The sequence below is a fragment of the Tenuifilum sp. 4138str genome, assembly GCF_041102575.1.
Lineage (GTDB): Bacteria > Bacteroidota > Bacteroidia > Bacteroidales > Tenuifilaceae > Tenuifilum > Tenuifilum osseticum.
The window spans coordinates 316119-338883 of the sequence record NZ_JBGCUE010000003.1 but is presented as its reverse complement, the minus strand read 5'-3'; the positions used below and the strand labels follow the sequence as shown (position 1 = coordinate 338883).

Below are 22765 nucleotides of genomic sequence, written 5' to 3'. Positions count from 1 at the left end.
CATTCTGTAAATCTATGAAATTTATAGAAACTAAAGTACCTGCAATGAAATTGCAGGGTTTTAACCAATTCCTATGATAATAAAAAAAGAGCTGACATTAAATCAACTCTAAAGTCGGGGTGGGGAGACTCGAACTCCCGGCCTCTACGTCCCGAACGTAGCGCGCTAGCCAACTGCGCCACACCCCGTTTGCGCTTGCAAAATTACTACAATTTTACAATCACCATAATAGTATTGCCCAGTTTTTTGGATTTTTTTAACTTGTACATCCAAATACAATTCACCCTTTTAAATGGACGAATCGCTTTTACACTTCCAGTGGCGCTACCAGCACTATACCCTAAATGGGCTCAACACTACAAAAGGCGAGACAGTTGAAGTTATCGATCCCGGATTGTACAATACCGACTCAGGCCCCGATTTTTCCAATGCAAAAGTTCGAATTGGGGATACTCTTTGGGTAGGTAATGTTGAAATGCACATCAAATCGTCCGACTGGTTTACCCATAACCATCAAACCGACAACGCTTACAACAATGTAATTTTACACGTAGTTGTTGAGCATGATAGAACCGCAGTAACATCGAACGGAACAGAAGTTCAGACACTTGTCATTCCTTACCCCAACGAATTGGTGCAAAGCCATGAAAACCTTATCAAATCGACCGAATGGATCCCATGCGCCAGTAAAATTGGGATTGTTGATTCATTGCTAATTAATTCAACCATTGATCGAATGCAGGTTGAAAGACTAGAAGACAAGAGTAAACGTGTGGCTGAGCTGGTTAGCCAATGCAATGGGAGTTGGGAGGAGGCTTTCTATCGTGATTTATGCCGTTCATTTGGGCTAAAAAGTAACGCACTTCCCTTTCAGCTTCTGGCCCAAAGCTTACCGCAAAAAGTATTGGCTAAACATAAAAACAGTGTATTTCAACTTGAGGCCCTACTATTTGGTCAATCGGGCTTGCTCGATAAAGCAAAAACCGATAGCTATGCTATTTCTTTGAAACAGGAGTACACCTATCTGAAAAACAAATTCTCACTTACACCCATAGAGCCAAGCCTCTGGAAGTTTATGAGGCTCAGGCCGGCATCGTTCCCAACTATTAGAATTGCCCTTTTGGCAATGCTTGCACACAAATCGTCGGGTCTCTTCTCTCAGCTTATGGAGGTGAAAAATATTGATGATGTAATTAAATTCTTTGCTGTTGAAGCATCGGATTACTGGACTAACCACTACATTTTTGGTGAGGAATCAATTTCCAAGAAAAAACGTTTGGGCGAGGAAACCATAAGGTTAATAACCATAAACACAATTATCCCTTTCATGTATAGCTATGGTCGGAGCAGGGCAAAAGCTGACCTTGAGGCCAACGCACTAGCTATACTCCAACAAATGCCACCCGAGAATAATACAATTGTCAGAAACTTTGGTGCCTTGGGCATCAAAGCTTTATCGGCTTTTGACACTCAGGCATTGGTTCACCTAAAAACCTTTTACTGCGAAACCCGAAAATGTATTTACTGCCCTATTGGTGTTAGTATTTTACGAAAACAATTATAATTTTAATGCGTTGTAAAAATTGCTGAATGGAGCAAAAAGGAGGTAGAACACTAGCGCTTGCAATTGCCATTCTCCTAAGTATAATAACTATAGGAACAGTAGGCTATATTCAGCTGGAAGACTTCACATTTACTGAAGCAATCTACATGACCGTTATTACAATCGGTACAGTAGGATTTAAGGAGGTTCGCCCGCTTTCAACTGAGGGAATGTGGTTTACCATAACGCTAATCATAATAAGCATTGGATTCTTTGCCTATGCAGCTACCTTCTTAGCCAAATACTTTTCGGAACAAATACTTTCCCGATACTCAAATAAGAAGATCATGGAAAAGAAGATTGCCAAAATGCAAAACCATGTTATAGTGGTGGGATACGGACGTAATGGTTCACAGGCAGTTGAAGAACTGCTTGCGCATAACATCCCTGTTGTTGTTATTGAGAACAGGCCCAAAGTGATTGAGTATATACAGCAAAACCCTAAAATAGCATATGTTGATGGCGATGCCACCCTTGATATCACCTTGCAGAAAGCAGGGGTGGATAAAGCCAAAGCGCTTATTACGGCTCTGGCGAACGATGCCGACAACCTTTTTGTAGTAATAACCGCCAGGGAAATGAATCCAAAACTTAAAATCATTAGCAGAGCATCAGCCGTTACAAACGATAAAAAATTAAAGCTTGCTGGCGCCGACAATGTGATACTGCCCGACAAGGTTGGAGGACAAAAAATGGCAAAGCTGGTTATTCAACCGGATATTCTTGAGTTTGTTGAGAATATCATGCTAAAACGAACCGGGAACATTAGCCTTTTTGAAATATCATGTAGGAAAATTCTCAAGGTTGGGGCAAAATCGTTGGATGAATTACAAATAAGGGAAAAAACTGGCGTTAATGTAATTGGCGTTAGGAATCCCTTTGGCGAATACATTTTAAACCCAGAACCTAACCACATACTTACCCACGACTCCTTACTGTTTGTTCTGGGGACTACAGAGCAAGTTGAAAAGCTAAAAGATCTAATCTCCTAAAACATTTTAAAAATGAAAATCCTTGTTACTGGGGCAAATGGCCTTGTAGGGAAAAACATAGCAAAAACTTTAAGTACCACTAACCAGGTTGAAGTTTTTGCCACATCGCTCAAAAAGTTTCAGCTCGAGGGGGTAACCACTTTTACATCGAACCTGTTGAATGCTGACATCAACCACATGGTTGATGATATTAAACCCGAGATTGTTGTTCACTGTGCTGCTCTTTCCAGCCCGGATGCCTGTGAAGTTGACAGGTACGCCTGTCACAGGATGAACGTTGAGCTTACCAAACGCATTGTTTCGGCCTGCATTGACTATAATGTTCACCTTGTGTTCCTCTCAACCGATTTCATTTTTGACGGTTCTAAAGGTAACTACACAGAGATGGATGCACCTAACCCAGTAAATTACTATGGGGAATCGAAACTTGAAGCGGAAAAGTTAATACAGGCCTCGGGTGTAGTCAATACAATAGTAAGAACCTCCTTGGTTTACGGGGTTGAGTCCAAACTTTCGCGTCCAAACATTATTATCCGTGTATTCGATAACCTCAGCAAAAACAAGCAGTACAAAGTACCAAGCGATCAAATTCGCACCCCAACCTATGCTCCGGATTTAGCTTCTGCCATCACCCAGATCTGTTTGAACAGGGTTACAGGCATTTATAATATTTCTGGCGACCAAATAATTTCAGTTGCTGATTTTGCCATACTTGCTGCAAAAGCCTTTGACCTGAACCATGAATTGCTGCTGCAAGTAAATTCAAAAGACTTAGCCGAGGCTGCTCCCAGGCCAAAAAACACCTCGCTGGTTATAGGCAAGGCAAAAAACGATTTAAACTTCAAACCTACTCCCATTGAAATGGCACTGGAAAAAATTAAAACTACGCTAAATAGTTAAAATATACTATAAACATACTAACATGCTGTATACCATATTTTTAAGCATTTAAAAATTAATAGCTGTTCGAAAAAAAAGTATCAATTGTAACGATATTGAAAAAAAGGTTTTATCTTTGCACCTCAAATTAAGTAGTAAATCTACCCACTAATTATCAGTGTTATGAACTATTTGACGGCCGAACAGAAAAAAGAGATTTTTGAGAAGTACGGGAAGTCCAATACCGATACCGGCTCACCTGAGAGCCAGATCGCGTTATTCTCCTACCGTATCAACCATTTAACTGAGCACCTAAAGGTTCACCGCAAGGATTACGGTACCCAGCGCGCTCTGTTAAAGTTGGTGGGTAAGCGCAGGAGGCTTTTGGATTACTTAAAAGAAAACGATATTGAAAGATATCGAACAATAGTAAAGGAATTAAATCTCAGAAAGTAAGAAATCAAAAAAGGCAATTTCTAAAATTGCCTTTTTTTAATCACTATCATAACCTCCAGAGGATGGGAATCCTTTGGGGTTTAATTGTTTAAACAAAGGCAGTATTTTATTGTTGATTTTATCTATATAAATTTTAACTATGCAGAAAGTTGTAAAAAAGACAATCGATTTGGGCGATGGCCGAACCATTACCATCGAAACCGGTAAACTGGCCAAACAAGCCCATGGCTCGGTTGTGCTAACAATGGGTAAAACCATGCTTCTCGCTACAGTTGTAAGCGCTCAGGAAGCAAAAGAAGATGTTGATTTCATGCCGCTTAGCGTGGAGTACAAGGAGAAATTTGCTGCAAGCGGCCGTTTCCCAGGAGGTTTCTTAAAACGCGAATCAAAACCATCGGACTATGAAATTCTGGTGGCCCGTTTGGTTGACCGTGCATTACGTCCCCTTTTCCCTGACGATTACCATGCCGAAACCTTTGTTACCGTTAACCTTATTTCCGCCGAGAAGGAAATTATGCCCGACGCACTTGCCGGATTGGCAGCATCGGCAGCGCTTGCCGTTTCCGACGTTCCTTTCCATGGCCCAATCTCAGAGGTTAGAGTGGCTCGCATTAACGGTAAGCTAAAAATTAACCCTACCTTTAAGGAAGTTGAGGAGGCCGATATCGATATGATTGTTGGCGCCACCTACGATAATATTCTGATGGTTGAAGGCGAACTGAAAGAGGTGTCGGAAGCCGATATGCTGGAAGCAATTAAGTTTGCCCATGAGGCCATTAAACCACAATGCTTGGCTCAAATGGAGCTCGCCAAGGAACTTGGCGTAGTTAAACGCACCTACTGCCATGAAACCAACGACGAGGAACTCAAGGCAAAGGTTCATGAGTTTTGCTACGACAAGGTTTACCAGGTAGCCAAATCGATGCTGCCCAAGCAAGAACGCACGGCCGCTTTCGAAGCCATTAAGCAAGCCTTTATTGAAACCATTCCGGAAGAGGAGCGCGAAGCAAAGCAGTTCATGGTGAACCGCTACTACCATGCGGTAGAAAAGGAAGCCATGCGCAACATGATACTTAACGAGGGTGTTCGCCTCGATGGGCGCAAAACCCACGAAATACGCCCTATCTGGTGCGAGGTTGATTACCTGCCCATGGCACATGGATCGGCCATTTTCACCCGTGGCGAAACACAATCGCTTACCACAGTAACCCTCGGCACCAAGCTCGACGAAAAAATTATTGATGAGGTTCTGATGCAGGGAACTGAGAAGTTTACACTGCACTACAACTTCCCACCTTTCTCCACCGGCGAAGCCAAACCCTCAAGAGGTGTGAGCCGCAGGGAAATTGGACACGGAAACCTTGCCCACAGGGCGTTAAAGAACATGGTACCCGATGCGCCAGAGAACCCATACGCAATTCGCGTTGTGAGCGATATACTTGAATCGAATGGTTCATCATCAATGGCCACTGTTTGCGCAGGCACCCTGGCGCTGATGGATGCAGGAGTTCAGATTAAGAAACCCGTATCGGGTATAGCAATGGGGCTTATCACTGAGAAAGGATCGGATAGGTATGCCGTACTTTCCGACATTCTTGGCGATGAGGATCACCTTGGTGATATGGACTTTAAGGTGGCAGGAACCCGCGATGGTATTACAGCCACCCAAATGGACATAAAGGTTGATGGCCTATCGTACGAAGTACTTGCTAAAGCTCTAAAGCAAGCCCACGATGGACGTATGCACATCCTTGATATCATGATGCAAACCATTTCCGAACCCCGTCCCGACTTTAAACCCCACGCCCCCCGTATTGAACAGTTCAACATACCTCGCGAAACCATTGGTGCCGTTATTGGCCCTGGTGGTAAGGTAATTCAGGAAATTCAGCGCGAAACCCAAACCACTATCACCATTGAGGAAATTAATGATCACGGTGTAGTTAGTGTTTTTGCTGAGAGTGCTGAAAGCCGCGATGCTGCCGTTAAATGGATTAAAGGAATTGTTGCTGTTCCTGAGGTAGGCGAAATTTACAAGGGTAAGGTTAAGTCCATTATGCCCTTTGGTGCATTTGTTGAAATTCTTCCCGGCAAGGATGGGCTGCTTCACATATCGGAAATTGAGTGGCGTAGGCTAGAGAAGGTTGAAGAGGTGCTCAAGGAAGGCGAGATGGTTGATGTTAAGCTTATTGAAATCGACAAAAAAACCGGAAAGCTGAAACTCTCGCGAAAAGTTTTGCTGCCAAAACCGGAGAAAAACAAATAGTAAAAGCAGGGTAACCCCTGCTTTTTTTATACTTTCAAATATTGTGATTCTATGTCGTTTAGTTAACAAATATATTCATGCCTCTCATCCTGAGCGCAGCGAAGGTTCTCTAACCGACCCCATGTGACGTTTCGCTTAGCTCAACATGACAATTGCTTCACGAACAACGAATCACGAAAAACTAACAACGCTTCCAGCCCCGTAGGGGCGTAATATTTGTAACAACATTATTATTCCCACATGTATAGCGATGCTCGCAATACACTTTCCAAAGAGCAAGGGTAAAGCGTTGCATCGCAACAGTAAGGTATTACAAAGAGCGTTTTTTATGTTCTTTCTTGTCTTGATACAAGAAAGAACCAAAGAAAATCTAGGCTGAAAAGCCCGACCCGATGGGTGCCCCGAGGGTGGAACTTCCACGCGATACTATTCGCCACGCCTACGGCGTGGCTCATGTGGTATCGCTTTCTAGGCCCACCGCCACGTTCCACCCCCGACCCATTGCCGGGTCTGGCTTTTATGCCTCTGCGTATGGTACTCCGTGTTGGTTGAGGAATCGCATTAAAGAAGATTTGAAGGTACTTATAGATGCTTCGACTAACTAAGCATGACAATAGTTCCACGAACAACGGACAACGAACAACGAGCAACTAAGACCGCGTCCAGCCCCGTAGGGGCGCAATATTTGTAACAACATTATTATTCCCACATGTATAGCGATGCACGCAGTACTTTTTCCAAAGAGCACGAGGAAAACGTTGCATCGCAACAGAAAAAACTGAAAAGAGCGATTCCAAAAAAAACAATAAGAATAAAAGGGTTTAAGGTAAAGCGATGCTTCGGCTAGCTCAGCATGACAAGTAGCAGAAAGGAAGATAGTTTTTTATCATCCCCAACAAAATCGAGGGATCTCTTCAAAGGATTGAAGAGAAAAGAGCAATGAGATGCTTCGGCGAAGTCTATCCCTATAAATCGGGACTCAGCACGACAGCGTGATGTTTCGCTTGCGCGCAACATGATAAATGACCTTAACTAAACGATATTGTATTGCGATTGCTTTTTTTTTCAGAAATTAGTGCAAGGTTTGCATAATTTTATTGTATTTTTGTTAGTATATCACAACAAAATTTTGAAAGCGATGAAAAAGATATTCATATTGATGTTGTTAGCCACACCAATTTTGATTACAATGTCGTGTAACACCGCCAAAGTTAAATATCCCAAAACCAAGCAGGTAGATGTAGTTGACGAGTATTTTGGAGTAAAAGTGGCCGATCCCTACCGTTGGCTTGAGGATGACAAAGCACCCGAGGTGGCTGAATGGGTTAAACAGCAGAATGAGGTGACTTTCAACTACCTTAATGCAATTCCTTTCCGCAACAAAATAAAAGAAAGGCTAACCACCATTTGGAACTATACCTCAATGGGGGCACCTTTTAAAGCAGGCGGCAGGTATTTCTTTTTCAAGAAAGAGGGACTTCAGAACCAAAGCGTCCTTTACATGATGGAAAACCTTGAGGCTGAGCCTAAGGTAATTCTTGACCCAAACACCTTTAGCGAGGATGGAACCATATCGCTATCGAATGTTAGCGTTTCGCGCGATGGCAAGTACCTTGCCTATTCCATTAACGATGGCGGTTCGGACTGGCAAAAGATAAAAGTGATTAAACTGCCCAGTGGGGAGCAACTTCCTGACGAAATCAGCTGGGTAAAATTTTCATCCATTGCATGGCTAAACGATGGCTTCTTCTATAGCCGCTACGACGAACCCATGGGCGGCTCGGAACTTTCCAATATCAACCAAAACCATAAAGTTTTTTACCACAAGGTAGGAACACCAGTGGAAACCGACAAGCTAATTTTCTCAAATAGCCAATACCCCTTACGCAACTACTCCGCACAAACCACCGATGATGAAAAATACCTCATCATTTATGAATCGGAATCAACCTACGGTAACTCCATCTATGTAAAAAACCTAAAAGACCCCAGGGCAAACTTTTCCAAGATTACCACAGGCTTTGAGTTTGAGTACAGCGTGCTTGACCATATTGACGACAACCTCATTGTTTTAACCAACTACAAGGCGCCCAAGTATAAGCTGGTAAAAATCAACGTGAACAGCATGGATATTGGCAACTGGCGCGACATTCTACCTGAACGGAAAGATGTACTGAAGGAATGTGCCCTAATCAACAAAAAAATAATTGCCAACTACATTGTTGATGCTAAAAGCCAGGCCGAGGTTTACAACCTGGACGGAAGTAAAATTACGGACATTGAACTTCCAACCCTTGGCACAATATCAGGAATAAGCGGCGATATAAATGATTCTATTGCCTTTTATTCATTCTCATCGTTTACAGTTCCCCCAACCGTTGTAAAGTACAACGTAAACACCAATACTTCGACACAATTCTTTAGCCCTAACATCGACTTTAAGTTTGATGACTACGAAACCAAGCAGGTATTGTACACTAGCAAGGATGGCACTCTTGTTCCAATGTTTATTGTCCACAAAAAGGGCATTAAGCTCGACGGTAACAACCCTACCCTGCTTTACGGCTACGGTGGCTTCAATGTAAGCCTACTACCCTACTTTAGTACATCGCGCTTATTCTGGCTAGAGCAGGGTGGCATATTTGCCATGGCAAACCTAAGGGGCGGTGGCGAATACGGTGAGAACTGGTATCGTGCGGGCACTAAGCTAAACAAGCAAAACGTTTTCGACGACTTTATTGCAGCAGCCGAGTACTTAATCAAAGAAAAGTACACCTCACCAAAAAAACTTGCCATCCAAGGGGGTTCAAACGGAGGCTTGCTGATTGGTGCAGTAACCAATCAACGTCCCGATTTATTCAAGGTAGCCATCCCTCAGGTTGGCGTAATGGATATGCTTAGGTACCATAACTTTACCATAGGCTGGGCTTGGGCTAACGATTACGGCACCAGTAACGACTCCATTCAGTTCCTTAACCTTTACAGCTACTCCCCGCTCCATAATATCAAACCTAAAACCAATTACCCGGCCATACTCGTAACCACTGCCGACCACGACGATAGGGTTGTACCAGCACATTCGTTCAAATACATTGCTACCATGCAGGAGAAAAACCCTAACCCCAAAAATCCTGCCCTGATACGCATTCAAACTCGTGCTGGACACGGAGCAGGTATGCCAACCTCTATGGTTATTGATGAGTATGCCGATATCTACGCCTTTATAATGTATAACATGGGAATGCAATACTAGAGTTGATAAATTTTTTAAAGGGGTTGGAGTATTACGCTCCAACCTCTTTTGTTTTATACACCAAAAAATATAACTTAGCCATGAACAAACGCCTTTGAAAAACTATGCATTACCTTGTAATTGAAGGAAATATCGGTGCAGGCAAAACAACCCTTGCAACCATGCTGGCAAAAGAGCTCAATGCCAAGCTAATCCTGGAACAATTTGCCGATAACCCCTTTCTTCCAAAATTCTATAAAAACCCTGAACGGTATAGTTTCCCGCTTGAACTCTCATTCCTGGCAGAGCGATACTCACAGCTCAATAACGAGTTACGTTCCGCTTCCCTTTTCCACTCATTAACAATTGCGGATTACTACTTCATGAAATCGCTAATTTTTGCTCAGAACACACTGAACGGCGATGAACTTCAGCTTTACAAGCAACTATTTTCCATTATTTACAGCACTTTGCCAAAACCCGACCTATATGTATACCTACACTTACCTACAAATCAGCTGCTTAAAAACATTCAGAAAAGGGGACGCTATTACGAACAAACCATAACCGCTGAATATCTAAATGGAATAACCGAAGGATATTTCGATTTTTTCAAACAACATCCTGAATACACTTTCTTAGTAATTGATACTTCAAAAATTGACTTTGTGGCAAACCGCGATGATTTTTTAAAAATCAAATCGACGATTTTTGACCAACATTACAAAAAAGGTGTTAACTTGGTGTCGCTGTAAGACAAATGTTTATTTTTGTTCCATGAATTTGATAAATTGGAATTTAAGTAGTATGTTTGTATTTACTAAATTGAGTGCTTACAATTAAGCAGAATTAATAACTAACCAACTTTTATATGAAAATGAAAGGTTTAAAACTATCGATTATTGCCTTAGCCGGTCTGCTTTTGGCCGGTTGCGGTGGGGTTGAGAAAATGAAAGAATTACCTGCCGGTTTTACTTTAAAGGTAACCCCAAACCCCGTAGAAGTACATGCTAACAAAGTAAAGGCTACTTTTGAAGGTACTATTCCTCCAAAGTACTTCAACAAGAAAGCCACTGTTGAAATTACCCCTGTTGTGGTTTACAAGGGTGGTGAGTTAGCTCTTCCCTCAAAGGTTTTACAAGGTGAAGACGTTCAGGCCAACAACCAGGTTATTAACTACGAAGCTGGTGGTAGCTGGAAACATGATGTAGAGTTTGATTACAAGGACGAGATGTTCAGCTCTGAAATTGAACTCCGTTTTGTTATTACCTACAAGGACAAAAAAGTTCCTTTCGATGCTCCTCAAAAGGTTGGCATTGGTACAATGGCTACCTACAAGCTGGTAGACATTGATGTTAAGCCAGTAATGCTAAACGACAAGTTTGTACGCGTTACTCCTGAGGAAAAGGAAGCACAAATTAATTTCGTAATCCAAAAGGCTGACATCCGCAAATCGGAGTTAACCAAGGACGAAATCAAGATGTTAAACGATTTCCTACTTGCAGCTGCTCAGGCTAAGAACATGGAGATTAAAGAGCTTAAGATTGCTGCTTATGCTTCACCCGATGGCCCTGAAAAACTAAACGACAAGCTGTCGCAGGATCGCGGAAAGAACACCGACAAGTACCTTGCCGACGTATTCAAGAAAGCTAAAGTAGAAGGCGTTACCCCAACTGTTGAATTTACAGCTGAAGACTGGGATGGTTTCCAGAAAGCTGTTCAGGCTTCCGATATCGAAGACAAAGAGCTTATCATTCGCGTTCTTTCCATGTACTCCGATCCAGTAGTACGTGAAAAGGAAATCAAGAATCTTTCAAAGGTTTACAAGGTATTGGCTGAAAAGATTCTCCCACAGCTCCGTCGTTCAAGAATGATTGCTAAGGTTGATGTTATTGGCTACTCCGATGATACCCTAAAGTACATGGTTGAAAACAACGCTTACGACAGCCTTAACGTTGAGGAAATGCTTTACGCGGCTACACTTGTAAATGATGTTAACAAGAAGATTGAAGTTTACATGAAAGCCGGCGAAAAGTTCAACTGTGCTCGCGGTTACAACAATGCTGCATACTACTACATTCTGAACAAGGATGCTGCTAATGCTAAAGCTGCTTTGGATAAGATTCCTGCCGATCAGAAGATTGCTGCCGTTACCAACAACCGTGGTTGTGTAGCTATGCTTGAAGGCAACTTTGATGAGGCTGAAAAGCTATTTGCCGATGCAGCTGATGCTGGTAGCGCTGTTAAGTACAACCTCGGTATTATTGCAATTCTTAAAGGACAGTATCCTGCAGCTGCTGAATACCTTGCTGGTAGCGATTCATTCAACCAGGGTCTTGCTCTTCTATTAGCAGGAAAGGTTGATGCTGCCAAGAACACCTTTAACAAGGTAGAAACAGCTAAGGGTTACTATGGCCGTGCAATTGTTGGCGCTCGCCTTGCTGAAGAAGCAACTGTACTCGATAACCTACGCACTGCTTTTGGTAAGGACGCTTCACTAAAAGATCGTGCTAAGGAAGATGTTGAATTCCGTACCTTCTTCCAGAACGAAGCTTTTAAAGCATTATTCTAATATAAATACATTACTAAGAAACGGGGCTGCACATGCAGCCCCGTTTTTTTTATTGCAACAAATAATACCTGAAGTTCAGCAGACACTAAACAAGTAATAACGCTAAATATTAGTCGACCATTACTTTAACAAAAAAATCCCAAAGCACTATACCAGCCGAGACCGAAATGTTAAAGGAGTGTTTGGTGCCAAGCTGTGGGATCTCAATGCAAACATCTGAAATATCCACCACATCCTGTCCTACACCTTTAACTTCGTTTCCAAATACCAATGCGTATTTCTGCCCTTTTGTCGGATAAAACTGGTTAAGCAGCACCGAATGCTCCACCTGTTCTACTGAAACAATCACATATCCCAATTGTTTCAGTCCTTCAACTGCTTTGACTGTGCTATCAGCATACTCCCAGTCTACTGAGTTCTCAGCACCCAAAGCGGAGCGATGGATTTCAGGGTGAGGTGGAGTACCTGTAATTCCACACAGGTAAATTTTTTCAACCAGGAAAGCATCGGAGGTTCTAAACACAGAGCCTACATTGTTTAAACTCCTGACATTATCGAGGACTACAGCAATTGGTAATTTTTCAGAGGATTTAAATTCATCAATCGATTTTCGCCCAAGCTCTTCATTTAACAACTTTCTGTTTTTAACCATATCCACAAAAAATTTAACAAATTTAGTTAATCCTTTTTTTGTAACTTAGATGCATTAAAAAAATGATGTTTTTCTATGAATCTACATGAGTATCAATCGAAAGAAATACTAAGGCAAGCTGGTGTTCCAGTGCCAGTAGGGTTAGTAGCTTTTACCAAGGATGAAGCCATTAGGGCTGCACAGGAAGTAATGAAAATCACGGGTACTGACACAATAGCCGTAAAGGCTCAAATTCATGCTGGCGGACGAGGCAAAGGCGGTGGCGTTAAAATTGCAAAGTCCATTGATGAGGTATCAACATACGCCTCGAATATTTTAGGGATGAATCTGGTAACCCACCAAACCGGGCCTCAAGGTAAGCTTGTACGAAAGGTACTAATTGAGCAGGGTATTTATCAGCCGGGTCCATCGGAAATAAAAGAGTACTACATAAGCATCCTGTTAAATAGAGCATCAGGAAGGCACATGATTATATACTCCCCCCAGGGAGGAATGGACATTGAAGCTGTAGCTGCTCAAACCCCTGAACTAATCTTTAAGGAAGAAATTCACCCCGTTGGGCTTCAGGCATTTCAAGCACGTAAAATTGCGTTCAACCTTGGATTATCAGGCAAAGCCTACCAGCAAATGGTTAAGTTTGTTATGTCGCTCTACGAAGCCTATACCAAAAACGATCTTTCGCTACTTGAAATCAACCCTGTTGTAAAAACATCGAACGACGATATTTTGGCCGCAGATGCCAAGTGCAGCATTGACGACAATGCTCTTTTCCACCACCCCGATTTGGCTGAGTACCGCGATATTTACGAGGAAGACCCCGCAGAGGTAGAAGCAGGCGAACACAACCTTAACTTTGTTAAGCTCGACGGTAATGTTGGCTGCATGGTAAACGGCGCCGGTTTAGCCATGGCAACCATGGATATTATTAAGCTCTCAGGCGGCGACCCTGCCAACTTCCTTGATGTAGGAGGTGGAGCAAATGCCAAAACCGTAGCAGCCGGTTTCAGGATAATACTAAAAGACCCTAACGTTAAAGCCATACTTATCAATATTTTTGGCGGCATTGTACGTTGCGACCGCGTAGCACAAGGTGTGGTTGATGCCTATAAGGAAATTGGAAATATTCCTGTTCCAGTTATAGTTCGTTTACAGGGCACCAATGCACTTGAAGGCAAAAAGCTGATTGACGAGTCAGGCTTAAAGGTGTACAGCGCAATCACACTGCAGGAGGCAGCAAACCTGGTAAAGCAAATGGTTAACTAAAATAAAAAACGGGGCAAAGCCCCGTTTTTATTTACTTCTTGGTGGAACAGGTACTTATCCCGAATAGGGAGTAAAGTCCACATGTTCCTGTTAGTGCCGTTGCCAGAGGTACTATTGCCAGTAATCCCCACCAGCTTTGGTAGTAGATTCCTACCCCAGCTATAACTAAAGCAATCAGAATTCTGATTACCTTATCAATTTTGCCTACATTTTTTTCCATTGTTTCAAAGTTTAATGATTGCTTTTCTTGAAACAAACCACAATGGAAAATGTTTACTGCCACTTTATTGGTTTGCGACGGAAAGGCATAGTCATACATCGCGCACCTCCTCCACCGCGGGGGAGTTCACTACCATCGAGAGCCACAACATATTTTTGGTAGGAGTTCAAATCAACCTTGCCAGCCACAATATCTTTTGCTCTGAGAATTTCAAATCCGTTTTTGTTCATCTCCTCGAGCGTATTGATATTTCGACCATAGCCAATTACCCTACCGGGGCCAATGGCAACAAAATTTGCTCCGCTGTGCCACTGTTCACGCTCCTGTATCCAACGATCCTTTGTACCACCACAAACTATTGGTTTTAAATCGATACCAAGGCTTTTGAGTGCAACCAGAAGGTTATCAACCGTTTTTATCTCCTTAACCTTACCTTTATCTATTGTGATGTGAACGGTTTGGTAACGGTTAGGCTGCAGAATTATTGGTTCATAAACCATGCACTTGTCAAAATCGAGCATGGTAAAAACCATATCGAGGTGAATGAATGACTCGGGCTTATAGGGTAATTCCTGTACCAGGATATGCCGTTTCCTTTTATCGTCGCGAGCCAGAAACCTGGACAGAATGAAATCGATACCATGGGTATTGGTTCTTATTCCATTGCCAATCAATAATATATCGTCGCGAACTACAAGAACATCGCCGCCCTCAATGGTGACATCTGCAGGATTGTTAAATGTAGTAGGGTTAATGGTTTGCGTATTAAAAATACCGGAACGAGAGAATATTGCCTCCATAATTATACTCTCCCTATCCCTAACGGCGTTGGCCATTTTAGCTATAAGCACATCCTCACCAATTGCAATTGATGCATCGCGTGTAAAGTAGAAGTTATAGAGCGGGCGAAGTGCAAACCGCTCCTTACTTAAAAAGTTAGTGAGTGTATTACGAACCAATGGAACGCCCTCAATGAGCATCCTGGCCAGTTGCTTTGCATCAATATCTAAAAGATAGTCGAATAGCGACATGGCATTCTCATGACGACATATCTTTTCGAGCAGATACTCCCTATTCTCCTCGTTTCCAAGCACTTTCTCAAGCAAATCAACCACCTCGTAAGTTTTTGCCACCTTTGAAAGCACGCCACTGAGCTGCGAGTACTCCTTACGGGCAACGTTTAGGTTAAGAATATCGCTGTATAATGCTCGTTGAGCATTTTCGGGGGTCATATTTTCCACCTCGGCTCCCGGTGTATGCAGTATTACACCCTCAAGCTCACCTATCTCGGAATTGAGATAAACATTTACCCTCTCCATAGTAGTTGTAAATCAAATTTATTGCAAAGTTAATTGTTTGCGCGGAAAAGCTAAATGTGTTAAGAAACATACAAATACCTAACCCTATGTATTGGTAAAAAATGACTGGCCTATTAGGGAAATTTCAAAGTAATTGGGTTTAAAACAAAAAGTGCCTTGGATTATCCAAAGCACTTTTCTAGCTAAACGATTAAATGTATTTACATGTAATCCTCAATTGGCGCGCAGGTGCACACCAGATTACGGTCGCCATAACCTGCATCAATTTTACTTACATAGGGCCAGAATTTATTCTGCATTACCCAGGGTAGTGGGTAGGCAGCCTGTTGGCGGGAATATGCATGCTTCCACTCATCGGCGGTAACCTCGGGGGCTGTATGCGGGGCATTGGCAATAAGGTTGTCGGCCTTATCGACTTTACCGTTCTTGATATCCTCAAGCTCTCCCTTAATGGCAATCATCATGTCAATAAACCTATCGAGTTCCTGCTTTGACTCGCTCTCGGTAGGCTCCACCATAAGGCTTTCATGAACCGGGAACGATACGGTTGGAGCATGGTATCCGTAATCCATCATACGACGACCAACATCGCTGGTATCTACACCGTAGGCCATCTTAAAGTGGTGACAATCGAGAATCATCTCGTGGGCAACCCTACCGGTTTCGCCGGTGTAAAGAATCTTATAGTGATCCTTTAGCCTGGCAGCCAAGTAGTTTGCGTTAAGAATTGCCATCTTTGTCACCTGGGTTAAACCCTCGGCACCCAACATTAGAATGTATGCGTAAGAGATTACAATTACGCTAGCACTTCCCCAGGGAGCAGCAGCAACAGCAGTAATAGCTTTTTCGCCACCGGTCTTAACCACTGGATGTGAAGGGAGGAATGGAGCTAAATGCTTAGCTACTGCAATTGGCCCAACGCCAGGGCCACCGCCACCGTGTGGGATAGCAAAGGTTTTATGCAGGTTAAGGTGGCATACATCGGCACCAATCTCACCGGGACTGGTAAGCCCAACCTGGGCATTCATATTGGCACCATCCATGTAAACCAAACCACCATTCTGGTGAACAATATCCATCATCTCCCTAATCTTGCTTTCAAATACTCCATGGGTTGACGGATAGGTTACCATAAATGCTGCAAGGTTTTGCTTGTGCTGCTCTGCTTTAGCGCGCAAATCGTCAACGTTGATATTCCCATTCTCATCGCAAGCAACAACCACCACCTGCATGCCTGCCATAGCAGCACTTGCGGGGTTGGTACCATGTGCCGACGAAGGAATCAGTACAACATTCCTGTGACCCTCGCCACGATTGATGTGGTACTGACGGATTACCATTAACCCTGTGTACTCACCGGCTGCACCGGAGTTTGGCTGTAAGGTCACTGCATGGAACCCGGTAATCTCTGCCAGATATTGTTCCAGTTCACGGATGACCTGCATGTAGCCTTCGGCTTGGTCAGCAGGGACAAACGGGTGTAGGCTATTCCATTCCGGCCAACTTAACGACAACATGGTGGTTGCTGGGTTTAGCTTCATGGTGCAACTACCCAGCGAAATCATGCTATGGTTTAGGGCTATATCGCGACGCTCAAGTTTCTTGATGTAGCGCATCATTTCTGTTTCGGAATGGAAACTGTTGAATACCTTATCGGTTAAGAAAGGCGTTTTGCGACGAAGGTTTTCAGGGATTTCAATGGTTTCCTTAATCTCGGTTATAGCATTGAACTTCTTTCCAACAGCTTCGGCAAAAACTGAAAGAAGGTTGTTGACATCGGTTACGGAAGTGGTTTCGTCAAAGCTAATACCTACTGTTCCGTTTGGCTTGTAATTCAGGTTGATTTCGCGAGCAAGGGCACGCTTGCGGATATCATCGATGGTTACACCTGAAGGCAATTCTACCTCAAGGGTATCAAAGATATTTTTAACGTTTTGCTTGTAACCCATACCAACAAGTTCCTTGGCAACCTGAACAGCAGTGCTGTGAACATACGAGGCAATACGGCGTATTCCTTCGGGGCCGTGGTAAACAGCATACATACCTGCCATGGTAGCTAAGAGGGCTTGTGCGGTACAGATATTTGATGTGGCACGTTCACGCTTAATGTGTTGCTCACGGGTTTGCAGTGCCATACGTAGAGCTTTATTGCCATGCCTGTCAATGGAAACACCTATTATTCGGCCTGGCATGCTGCGCTTGAACTCATCCTTGCAGGCAAAGTATGCTGCATGTGGGCCACCAAATCCCATGGGTATTCCAAAACGTTGAGTAGAGCCACAAGCAATATCGGCCCCCCACTCGCCCGGAGGTGTAATTAAGGCCAAACTTAAAATATCGGAAACGGCTGTTACCAGCGCACCAGCCTCGTGTGCTTTTGCAGCAAAAGCGGCATAGTCGCGAATGTTTCCCTTTGCCGATGGGTACTGAACTATAACGCCAAACTCCCGCCCGGAAAAACTATACTCGCTGTAGCAGCCAGTAACAACTTCAACACCAAGGGGATTTGAGCGTGTTTTAATTACATCGAGGGTTTGAGGGAAAATATCCTGATCAACAAAAATTACATTCTTGCCCGCCTTAACAGCCTCGCGTGAGCGGAGGTTGAGCATCATAAACATTGCCTCAGCAGCAGCGGTTGCTTCATCAAGTAGCGATGCATTAGCAATTTGCATCCCGGTAAGTTCAACCACCATGGTTTGGAAATTGAGCAAAGCCTCAAGCCTTCCCTGGCTAATCTCGGCCTGGTATGGAGTGTACGAAGTGTACCAACCGGGGTTTTCAAAAATGTTACGCAAAATAACCGAAGGGGTAACGGTTCCATAGTAACCCATTCCAATAAAACTCTTGTAGAGTTTATTTTTGGACGCAACCTTATGCATATGGGTCAGGAACTCATATTCCGACATGGGAGCAGGTAGGTTTAGCGGTTTTTTAAGCCTGATATTTGCAGGTACGGTTTGGTTGATTAGCTCATCAACCGATGAAACGCCAATTACCTTTAGCATTTCACCAACTTCTTGGTCGCGAGGACCATTATGACGTGACACAAATTTATCGGTATACATGTTAGGTTTTTTATTTAAAGATTATCAGCAAAATTATGAATTTGGGTTATTGATTATAACTAAACAATAGTTTTTTGCTTATGTTTTTTAACACCTAAACTACAAAAAGGGATTCGATGCCTTTTCGATACCAATGGTTGTGCTATTACCATGGCCAGGGTAAACTATCACATCGTCAGGTAACACCATGAGCTGTTCCCTAATGCTCTTAATTAGCGTTTCGTAATTACCACCAGCCAAATCGGTACGGCCAATGGATAGGTTAAATAGGGTGTCGCCGGTTAAAATAAATCTATCCTGCTCCGCATAAAAGCACAAACCGCCTCTGGAGTGTCCGGGAGTGTAAATAACCTTTAGACTATCGCCGTTAAGTTCTATCAAATCTCCATGGCTGATTGTTTCATCGATTCCGGGAACTGTTTCAAGGTATAACCCAAACATCATGGCATGTGCTGGGGCCATTTGTAGCAATGGAAAATCATCGATATGGGCATAGGCCTTAACGCCAAATTGCTTCTTTAGCTTATCGATTCCTAGTATGTGGTCGATATGGCAGTGAGTATTTATCAAACATTTTACCGTAAGGTTTTGGTTATTAACAAAATCCAAGAGTTCCTGAAACTCACTTTCGGTTGAGCAGCCTGCATCAACCACAATGGCCTCGCCCTGTGGCTGGTACAGAACATAGGTATTCTCCTGGAAAGGATTGAAAACAAACTGTTTAATTGCAATCATTAGCTTACTATTTTGCTTTACCTTTTAACAACGGAACAAAAATAAAGTTTCCGTGAGCCGATTCTTTTATGGTTCCATCATCTAATTTCTCAATGAGCATCATGGTTTGGCCATAATCATTCCCTACGGGAATTACCAAGCGCCCCCCTGGTGCGAGCTGATCGACAAGAGCCTGAGGGACTTCTGTAGCGCCAGCCGTTACTATTATACGATCGAATGGGCTATATGGGGGTAATCCCTGGTAGCCATCGCCGTAATGGCAGCTAGGCCGATAGCCCATCTCCTCAAGTAGAGCCTTTGCCGCAAGAAACAATTCCCGGTGGCGTTCTATGGTATAGAGCCTAGCACCCATTTCCATAAGAATGGCAGCCTGATATCCCGAGCCAGTTCCAACCTCCAAAACTTTTTGCATGGGACTAACCTGTAGCAACTGTGTTTGAAAGGCTACAGTAAATGGCTGTGAAATGGTTTGCCCGGAACCAATTGGGAATGCTTGGTCCTTATAGGCAAAGCTTAAAAAACCACTATCCATGAAAAAATGACGAGGCACCTTAAGCATTGCTTCGAGCACTCGCTTATCGCTTATCCCCTTGGCAGCAACCTCTTCCACTAGCTTGCGACGTAAACCTTTGTGACGTATACTATCGTCCTGGAGCATATTTTTTAATATCATTTAAATGGCAAGCAAATTTAGCTTTTATAACGCATAAAATTCCAACTGTTACTAAAAGGTTAATAAATTATGAGGGGTGAGCCACTGAAATGATTACAGAACAATGTATTATTGCAAAACATTAGCCTTTAACTATGACAACCTGCCTTGTAACCGATAGCAATAAGTTAATTCCGTATCAGGGGGAGAATTTTTTCAACAACACCATTGAAGTCAACAACCAACTGATTGATAAGATTTTGCTTGGGATATGTGAAAGCAATTCACAAATAGCAAGGCTGTTTAACTACCCTGAATTGGTGGTAGTTGACACAAACCCAAAAACCTCGTACACAATAATTGCCAATGCCTTACGAGCCGGCATTAACGTATTAACGCCATCGCTTCCCCATTTCAGCAGCGAAAAAATTCAGGAACTTATTACCATAGCCCAAGAGATTGGGGTTGAGTTTGGTTTTTTGCCAAAATATAGCCTTGACCTTCCATCAACCCACACCCCCATCATAATTGATAGCGTAAGAGAGACAATCAACCTAACCTCAACCGAAAATTTATTGCAACAAATTGCAAATGACTTAATACTCCTTTTATCACCAATAAAATCGGAACTCCGCAAGGTTAGGGTTTACTGGTTGCCTTTATACAGCCATCCAGTTTCAACCCTGAAACTGATAGTTGATTTCAACGACAACTCTTTGATTACCTATCAAATTAAAAACAAGAAAGAAACGAGCATATTAAAGGTTGTGCTAACTACCGAGGAGTATGATAAAACTTTCAATATCTTTGAAGCCCAAATAAAACCAGAATCAACAAAAGAAACGGTTATGCAAAACGTGGATTACTTCATAAACCAACGAAAGATGTTGTACCCGGCCGCCATGGCCCTAAAATCGAAGCAAATCATAGAAATAATCATAAAAAAGATCTACAGCTAGCAATATTTTAAAAGTTTCATAGTTATATTGAATAAAAGTTGCGACTTTGAACAAAAAAAAACAGGCATTCCGATATTTGCTTTTCGATGTAGCTGGTAGCGCCCTTGCATGGACGTTATTCAATCTATACCGTAAAAGGGTAATTGAATCAAACCTTTTTGGCATTGACATTCGTTTCAGCCCTGACTATAAGTTTTACCTAGGGCTTGTATTCTTCACATTATTTTGGGTTTCGATGTTTGGCTTGGTTGGGCTTTACCACGACCCATACCGAAAGTCGAGACTCAGAGAATTTGGAGCCTCGCTAACTATTACCATTATTGGAACCGTTGTGCTTTTCTTTGTTCTGCTGATTGACGATTACGTGGTAGCATACCAGAACTACTACAAGATATTGCTTGCCATGTTTCTGCTTGTATTTGCGCTTACCTATTTACCCCGACTTGTAATTACAACCCAAACCATTCACCGGATCCATAATAGAAAAATTGGCTACCCAACCATAATAGTAGGCAGTGGGAAAAAAGCCTTGCAAACCTATAACGATATTAACTCGGAAAAAATATCGCAAGGATACAGAATAATTGGTTTTATCGATTTACCCAATGGCGTTAGGGTTGACCAATCGCTTATTTTGGGAAGTGTAAACAACATACCGGAAGTTGTAGCAAGATACGGAATTGAAGAGGTTATTCTTGCCATTGACAACGAAAGCCCACAAACGCTAACAACCGTTCTAAACCTACTTGTTCCGCTAAATGTAAACATCAAAGCAATACCTAGCATGTACGATATTTTGCTGGGGAAAGTAAAGCTGAATCGTATTATTGGGACTACCCTGGTAGATGTCTCGTTTGAGCCCATGCCTGCCTGGCAGGCAAACCTAAAGGAAATGCTGGACTACTTTATAGCCCTTGTGGGTCTTTTGCTCTCAGCACCAGTTGCGCTTATACTCATGGCTGTAATAAAAACGACATCAAAGGGCCCTGTTATTTTCAAACAGGAAAGGATTGGACAGCACGGTAAACCTTTTCATATATACAAGTTCAGGAGTATGTATGTTGATGCTGAGGCAAACGGCCCCGCTCTATCAAACCAAACCGACCCAAGAGTAACTCCCGTAGGTCGGTTTATGCGCAAAACCCGGCTCGATGAGATTCCAAATTTCATAAACGTACTCAAAGGCGAGATGTCAATTGTTGGGCCACGCCCCGAAAGACAATTCTATATAGACCAGCTAGTAAAAGTTGCCCCCCATTACCTTCATCTGCAAAAGGTAAAGCCGGGTATTACATCGTGGGGACAAGTAAAGTATGGCTATGCCGAAAATATCGAACAAATGGTAGAGCGGCTCAAGTACGACCTTTTATACCTAGAGAATATGTCGCTTTACATCGATTTTAAGATAATGATATACACCATACTAACCATTTTTAAGGGGAAGGGGGTCTAGCATCCCTTTAACTCAAATTTCTGGATAGCTCTATACTCTGGCCCTTGCGGTTTTAAAATGCTTTCGTAGAGCACCAGTTCCTTAACCTCTTGTACCTGGAATGATTTATTTCGGTATTGCTGAATTGCTGCATTCAACTTATCGGAATTGTGCATAAATTTTACTCTGCCCAGGGTAAGATGCGGATTGAATTTTTCCTTATCATCGCTAAAGTCAAACTCGCTCAAAACTTCATCAACTGAAAGTTTAAGTTCATTAAGCAACTTGGGGAAATCAACTCCCACCCAAATAACCCTTGGCGATGGGCGGCCAAAATAACCTATACCTTTAAGGGTTATGCTAAACGGTTCAAATTTTTGCATGGTTGCTTTTAACATTTCAGGCTTAATAGACATTTTTCAGGCTGGCATAGTGTTTAACTCCAATAAATATCGAACTTTGGAG

19 protein-coding genes and 1 tRNA gene are annotated in these 22765 nt (G+C 42.7%); 12 read left to right on the top strand and 8 right to left on the bottom strand.

Going from position 1 to position 22765, the window contains the following annotated elements; translation table 11 throughout:
* Nucleotides 1–114: 114 nt before the first annotated feature.
* Nucleotides 115–188, bottom strand: a tRNA-Pro gene (locus tag AB6811_RS05100).
* Nucleotides 189–292: 104 nt separating this feature from the next.
* On the opposite strand from AB6811_RS05100, the gene AB6811_RS05095 reads away from it, so the two are divergent.
* The 9 genes from AB6811_RS05095 to AB6811_RS05055 all read left to right on the top strand — a co-directional run bounded on the left by AB6811_RS05095 (nucleotide 293) and on the right by AB6811_RS05055 (nucleotide 12000).
* On the top strand, nucleotides 293–1564 hold the full coding sequence (locus AB6811_RS05095) for a DUF2851 family protein (protein ID WP_369489358.1): 1272 nt from the start codon (nucleotides 293–295) through the stop codon (nucleotides 1562–1564).
* A 26-nt stretch (nucleotides 1565–1590) separates the two neighbouring features.
* Nucleotides 1591–2595, top strand: coding sequence for a potassium channel family protein (locus tag AB6811_RS05090; protein ID WP_369489357.1), 1005 nt, complete (start codon nucleotides 1591–1593; stop codon nucleotides 2593–2595).
* Between the two features lie 12 nt (nucleotides 2596–2607).
* Nucleotides 2608–3495: an SDR family oxidoreductase gene (locus tag AB6811_RS05085; protein WP_369489356.1), complete on the top strand. Its 888-nt coding sequence runs from the start codon at nucleotides 2608–2610 to the stop codon at nucleotides 3493–3495.
* Nucleotides 3496–3657: 162 nt separating this feature from the next.
* Nucleotides 3658–3930, top strand: coding sequence for a 30S ribosomal protein S15 (gene rpsO / locus AB6811_RS05080; RefSeq protein WP_369489355.1), 273 nt, complete (start codon nucleotides 3658–3660; stop codon nucleotides 3928–3930).
* Nucleotides 3931–4069: 139 nt separating this feature from the next.
* Nucleotides 4070–6196 (top strand): polyribonucleotide nucleotidyltransferase, encoded by a 2127-nt coding sequence (pnp, locus tag AB6811_RS05075; RefSeq protein ID WP_369489354.1) that lies wholly within the window; start codon nucleotides 4070–4072, stop codon nucleotides 6194–6196.
* A gap of 392 nt (nucleotides 6197–6588) precedes the next feature.
* Nucleotides 6589–6801 carry a hypothetical protein gene (locus tag AB6811_RS05070; RefSeq protein WP_369489353.1) on the top strand — a complete coding sequence of 71 codons (213 nt, stop codon included), beginning with the start codon at nucleotides 6589–6591 and terminating at the stop codon, nucleotides 6799–6801.
* Between the two features lie 533 nt (nucleotides 6802–7334).
* Nucleotides 7335–9449 carry a prolyl oligopeptidase family serine peptidase gene (locus tag AB6811_RS05065; protein WP_369489352.1) on the top strand — a complete coding sequence of 705 codons (2115 nt, stop codon included), beginning with the start codon at nucleotides 7335–7337 and terminating at the stop codon, nucleotides 9447–9449.
* 104 nt (nucleotides 9450–9553) lie between these two features.
* Entirely contained in the window at nucleotides 9554–10183 is a 630-nt protein-coding gene (locus AB6811_RS05060; RefSeq protein ID WP_369489351.1) for a deoxynucleoside kinase, read from the top strand.
* A gap of 116 nt (nucleotides 10184–10299) precedes the next feature.
* The gene (locus tag AB6811_RS05055; RefSeq protein ID WP_369489350.1) at nucleotides 10300–12000 is read left to right on the top strand and encodes a hypothetical protein; all 1701 of its coding nucleotides are present in this window, start codon (nucleotides 10300–10302) and stop codon (nucleotides 11998–12000) included.
* A 109-nt stretch (nucleotides 12001–12109) separates the two neighbouring features.
* Here AB6811_RS05055 and AB6811_RS05050 read toward each other — a convergent pair whose 3' ends face one another.
* Complete coding sequence (locus tag AB6811_RS05050; protein WP_369489349.1) at nucleotides 12110–12652, bottom strand: RNA methyltransferase; 543 nt, start codon at nucleotides 12650–12652, stop codon at nucleotides 12110–12112.
* Nucleotides 12653–12727: 75 nt separating this feature from the next.
* Here AB6811_RS05050 and sucC point away from each other — a divergent pair, with 75 nt between their 5' ends.
* Nucleotides 12728–13915: an ADP-forming succinate--CoA ligase subunit beta gene (gene sucC, locus AB6811_RS05045; protein WP_369489348.1), complete on the top strand. Its 1188-nt coding sequence runs from the start codon at nucleotides 12728–12730 to the stop codon at nucleotides 13913–13915.
* 31 nt (nucleotides 13916–13946) lie between these two features.
* Here the strand turns inward: sucC and AB6811_RS05040 are convergent, their stop codons facing one another.
* The 5 genes from AB6811_RS05040 to AB6811_RS05020 all read right to left on the bottom strand — a co-directional run bounded on the left by AB6811_RS05040 (nucleotide 13947) and on the right by AB6811_RS05020 (nucleotide 19930).
* Nucleotides 13947–14135 (bottom strand): YgaP family membrane protein, encoded by a 189-nt coding sequence (locus tag AB6811_RS05040; RefSeq protein WP_369489347.1) that lies wholly within the window; start codon nucleotides 14133–14135, stop codon nucleotides 13947–13949.
* A gap of 53 nt (nucleotides 14136–14188) precedes the next feature.
* Entirely contained in the window at nucleotides 14189–15454 is a 1266-nt protein-coding gene (locus tag AB6811_RS05035) for an arginine deiminase (protein WP_369489346.1), read from the bottom strand.
* Between the two features lie 200 nt (nucleotides 15455–15654).
* On the bottom strand, nucleotides 15655–18522 hold the full coding sequence (gcvP, locus tag AB6811_RS05030; protein WP_369489345.1) for an aminomethyl-transferring glycine dehydrogenase: 2868 nt from the start codon (nucleotides 18520–18522) through the stop codon (nucleotides 15655–15657).
* 99 nt (nucleotides 18523–18621) lie between these two features.
* On the bottom strand, nucleotides 18622–19257 hold the full coding sequence (locus AB6811_RS05025) for an MBL fold metallo-hydrolase (protein ID WP_369489344.1): 636 nt from the start codon (nucleotides 19255–19257) through the stop codon (nucleotides 18622–18624).
* Nucleotides 19258–19264: 7 nt separating this feature from the next.
* The gene (locus tag AB6811_RS05020; protein WP_369489343.1) at nucleotides 19265–19930 is read right to left on the bottom strand and encodes a protein-L-isoaspartate(D-aspartate) O-methyltransferase; all 666 of its coding nucleotides are present in this window, start codon (nucleotides 19928–19930) and stop codon (nucleotides 19265–19267) included.
* Nucleotides 19931–20064: 134 nt separating this feature from the next.
* Between AB6811_RS05020 and AB6811_RS05015 the strand changes: the two genes are divergently transcribed.
* Together AB6811_RS05015 and AB6811_RS05010 are read left to right on the top strand one after the other, a co-directional pair.
* Nucleotides 20065–20868, top strand: coding sequence for a P-loop NTPase family protein (locus AB6811_RS05015; RefSeq protein WP_369489342.1), 804 nt, complete (start codon nucleotides 20065–20067; stop codon nucleotides 20866–20868).
* Nucleotides 20869–20914: 46 nt separating this feature from the next.
* Nucleotides 20915–22321, top strand: coding sequence for a sugar transferase (locus AB6811_RS05010; protein ID WP_369489341.1), 1407 nt, complete (start codon nucleotides 20915–20917; stop codon nucleotides 22319–22321).
* Here the strand turns inward: AB6811_RS05010 and thpR are convergent.
* A complete protein-coding gene (thpR, locus tag AB6811_RS05005) occupies nucleotides 22318–22698 on the bottom strand; it encodes an RNA 2',3'-cyclic phosphodiesterase (RefSeq protein WP_369489340.1) in 381 nt (126 codons plus the stop codon). The genes AB6811_RS05010 and thpR overlap by 4 nt on opposite strands.
* Nucleotides 22699–22765: the final 67 nt, after the last annotated feature.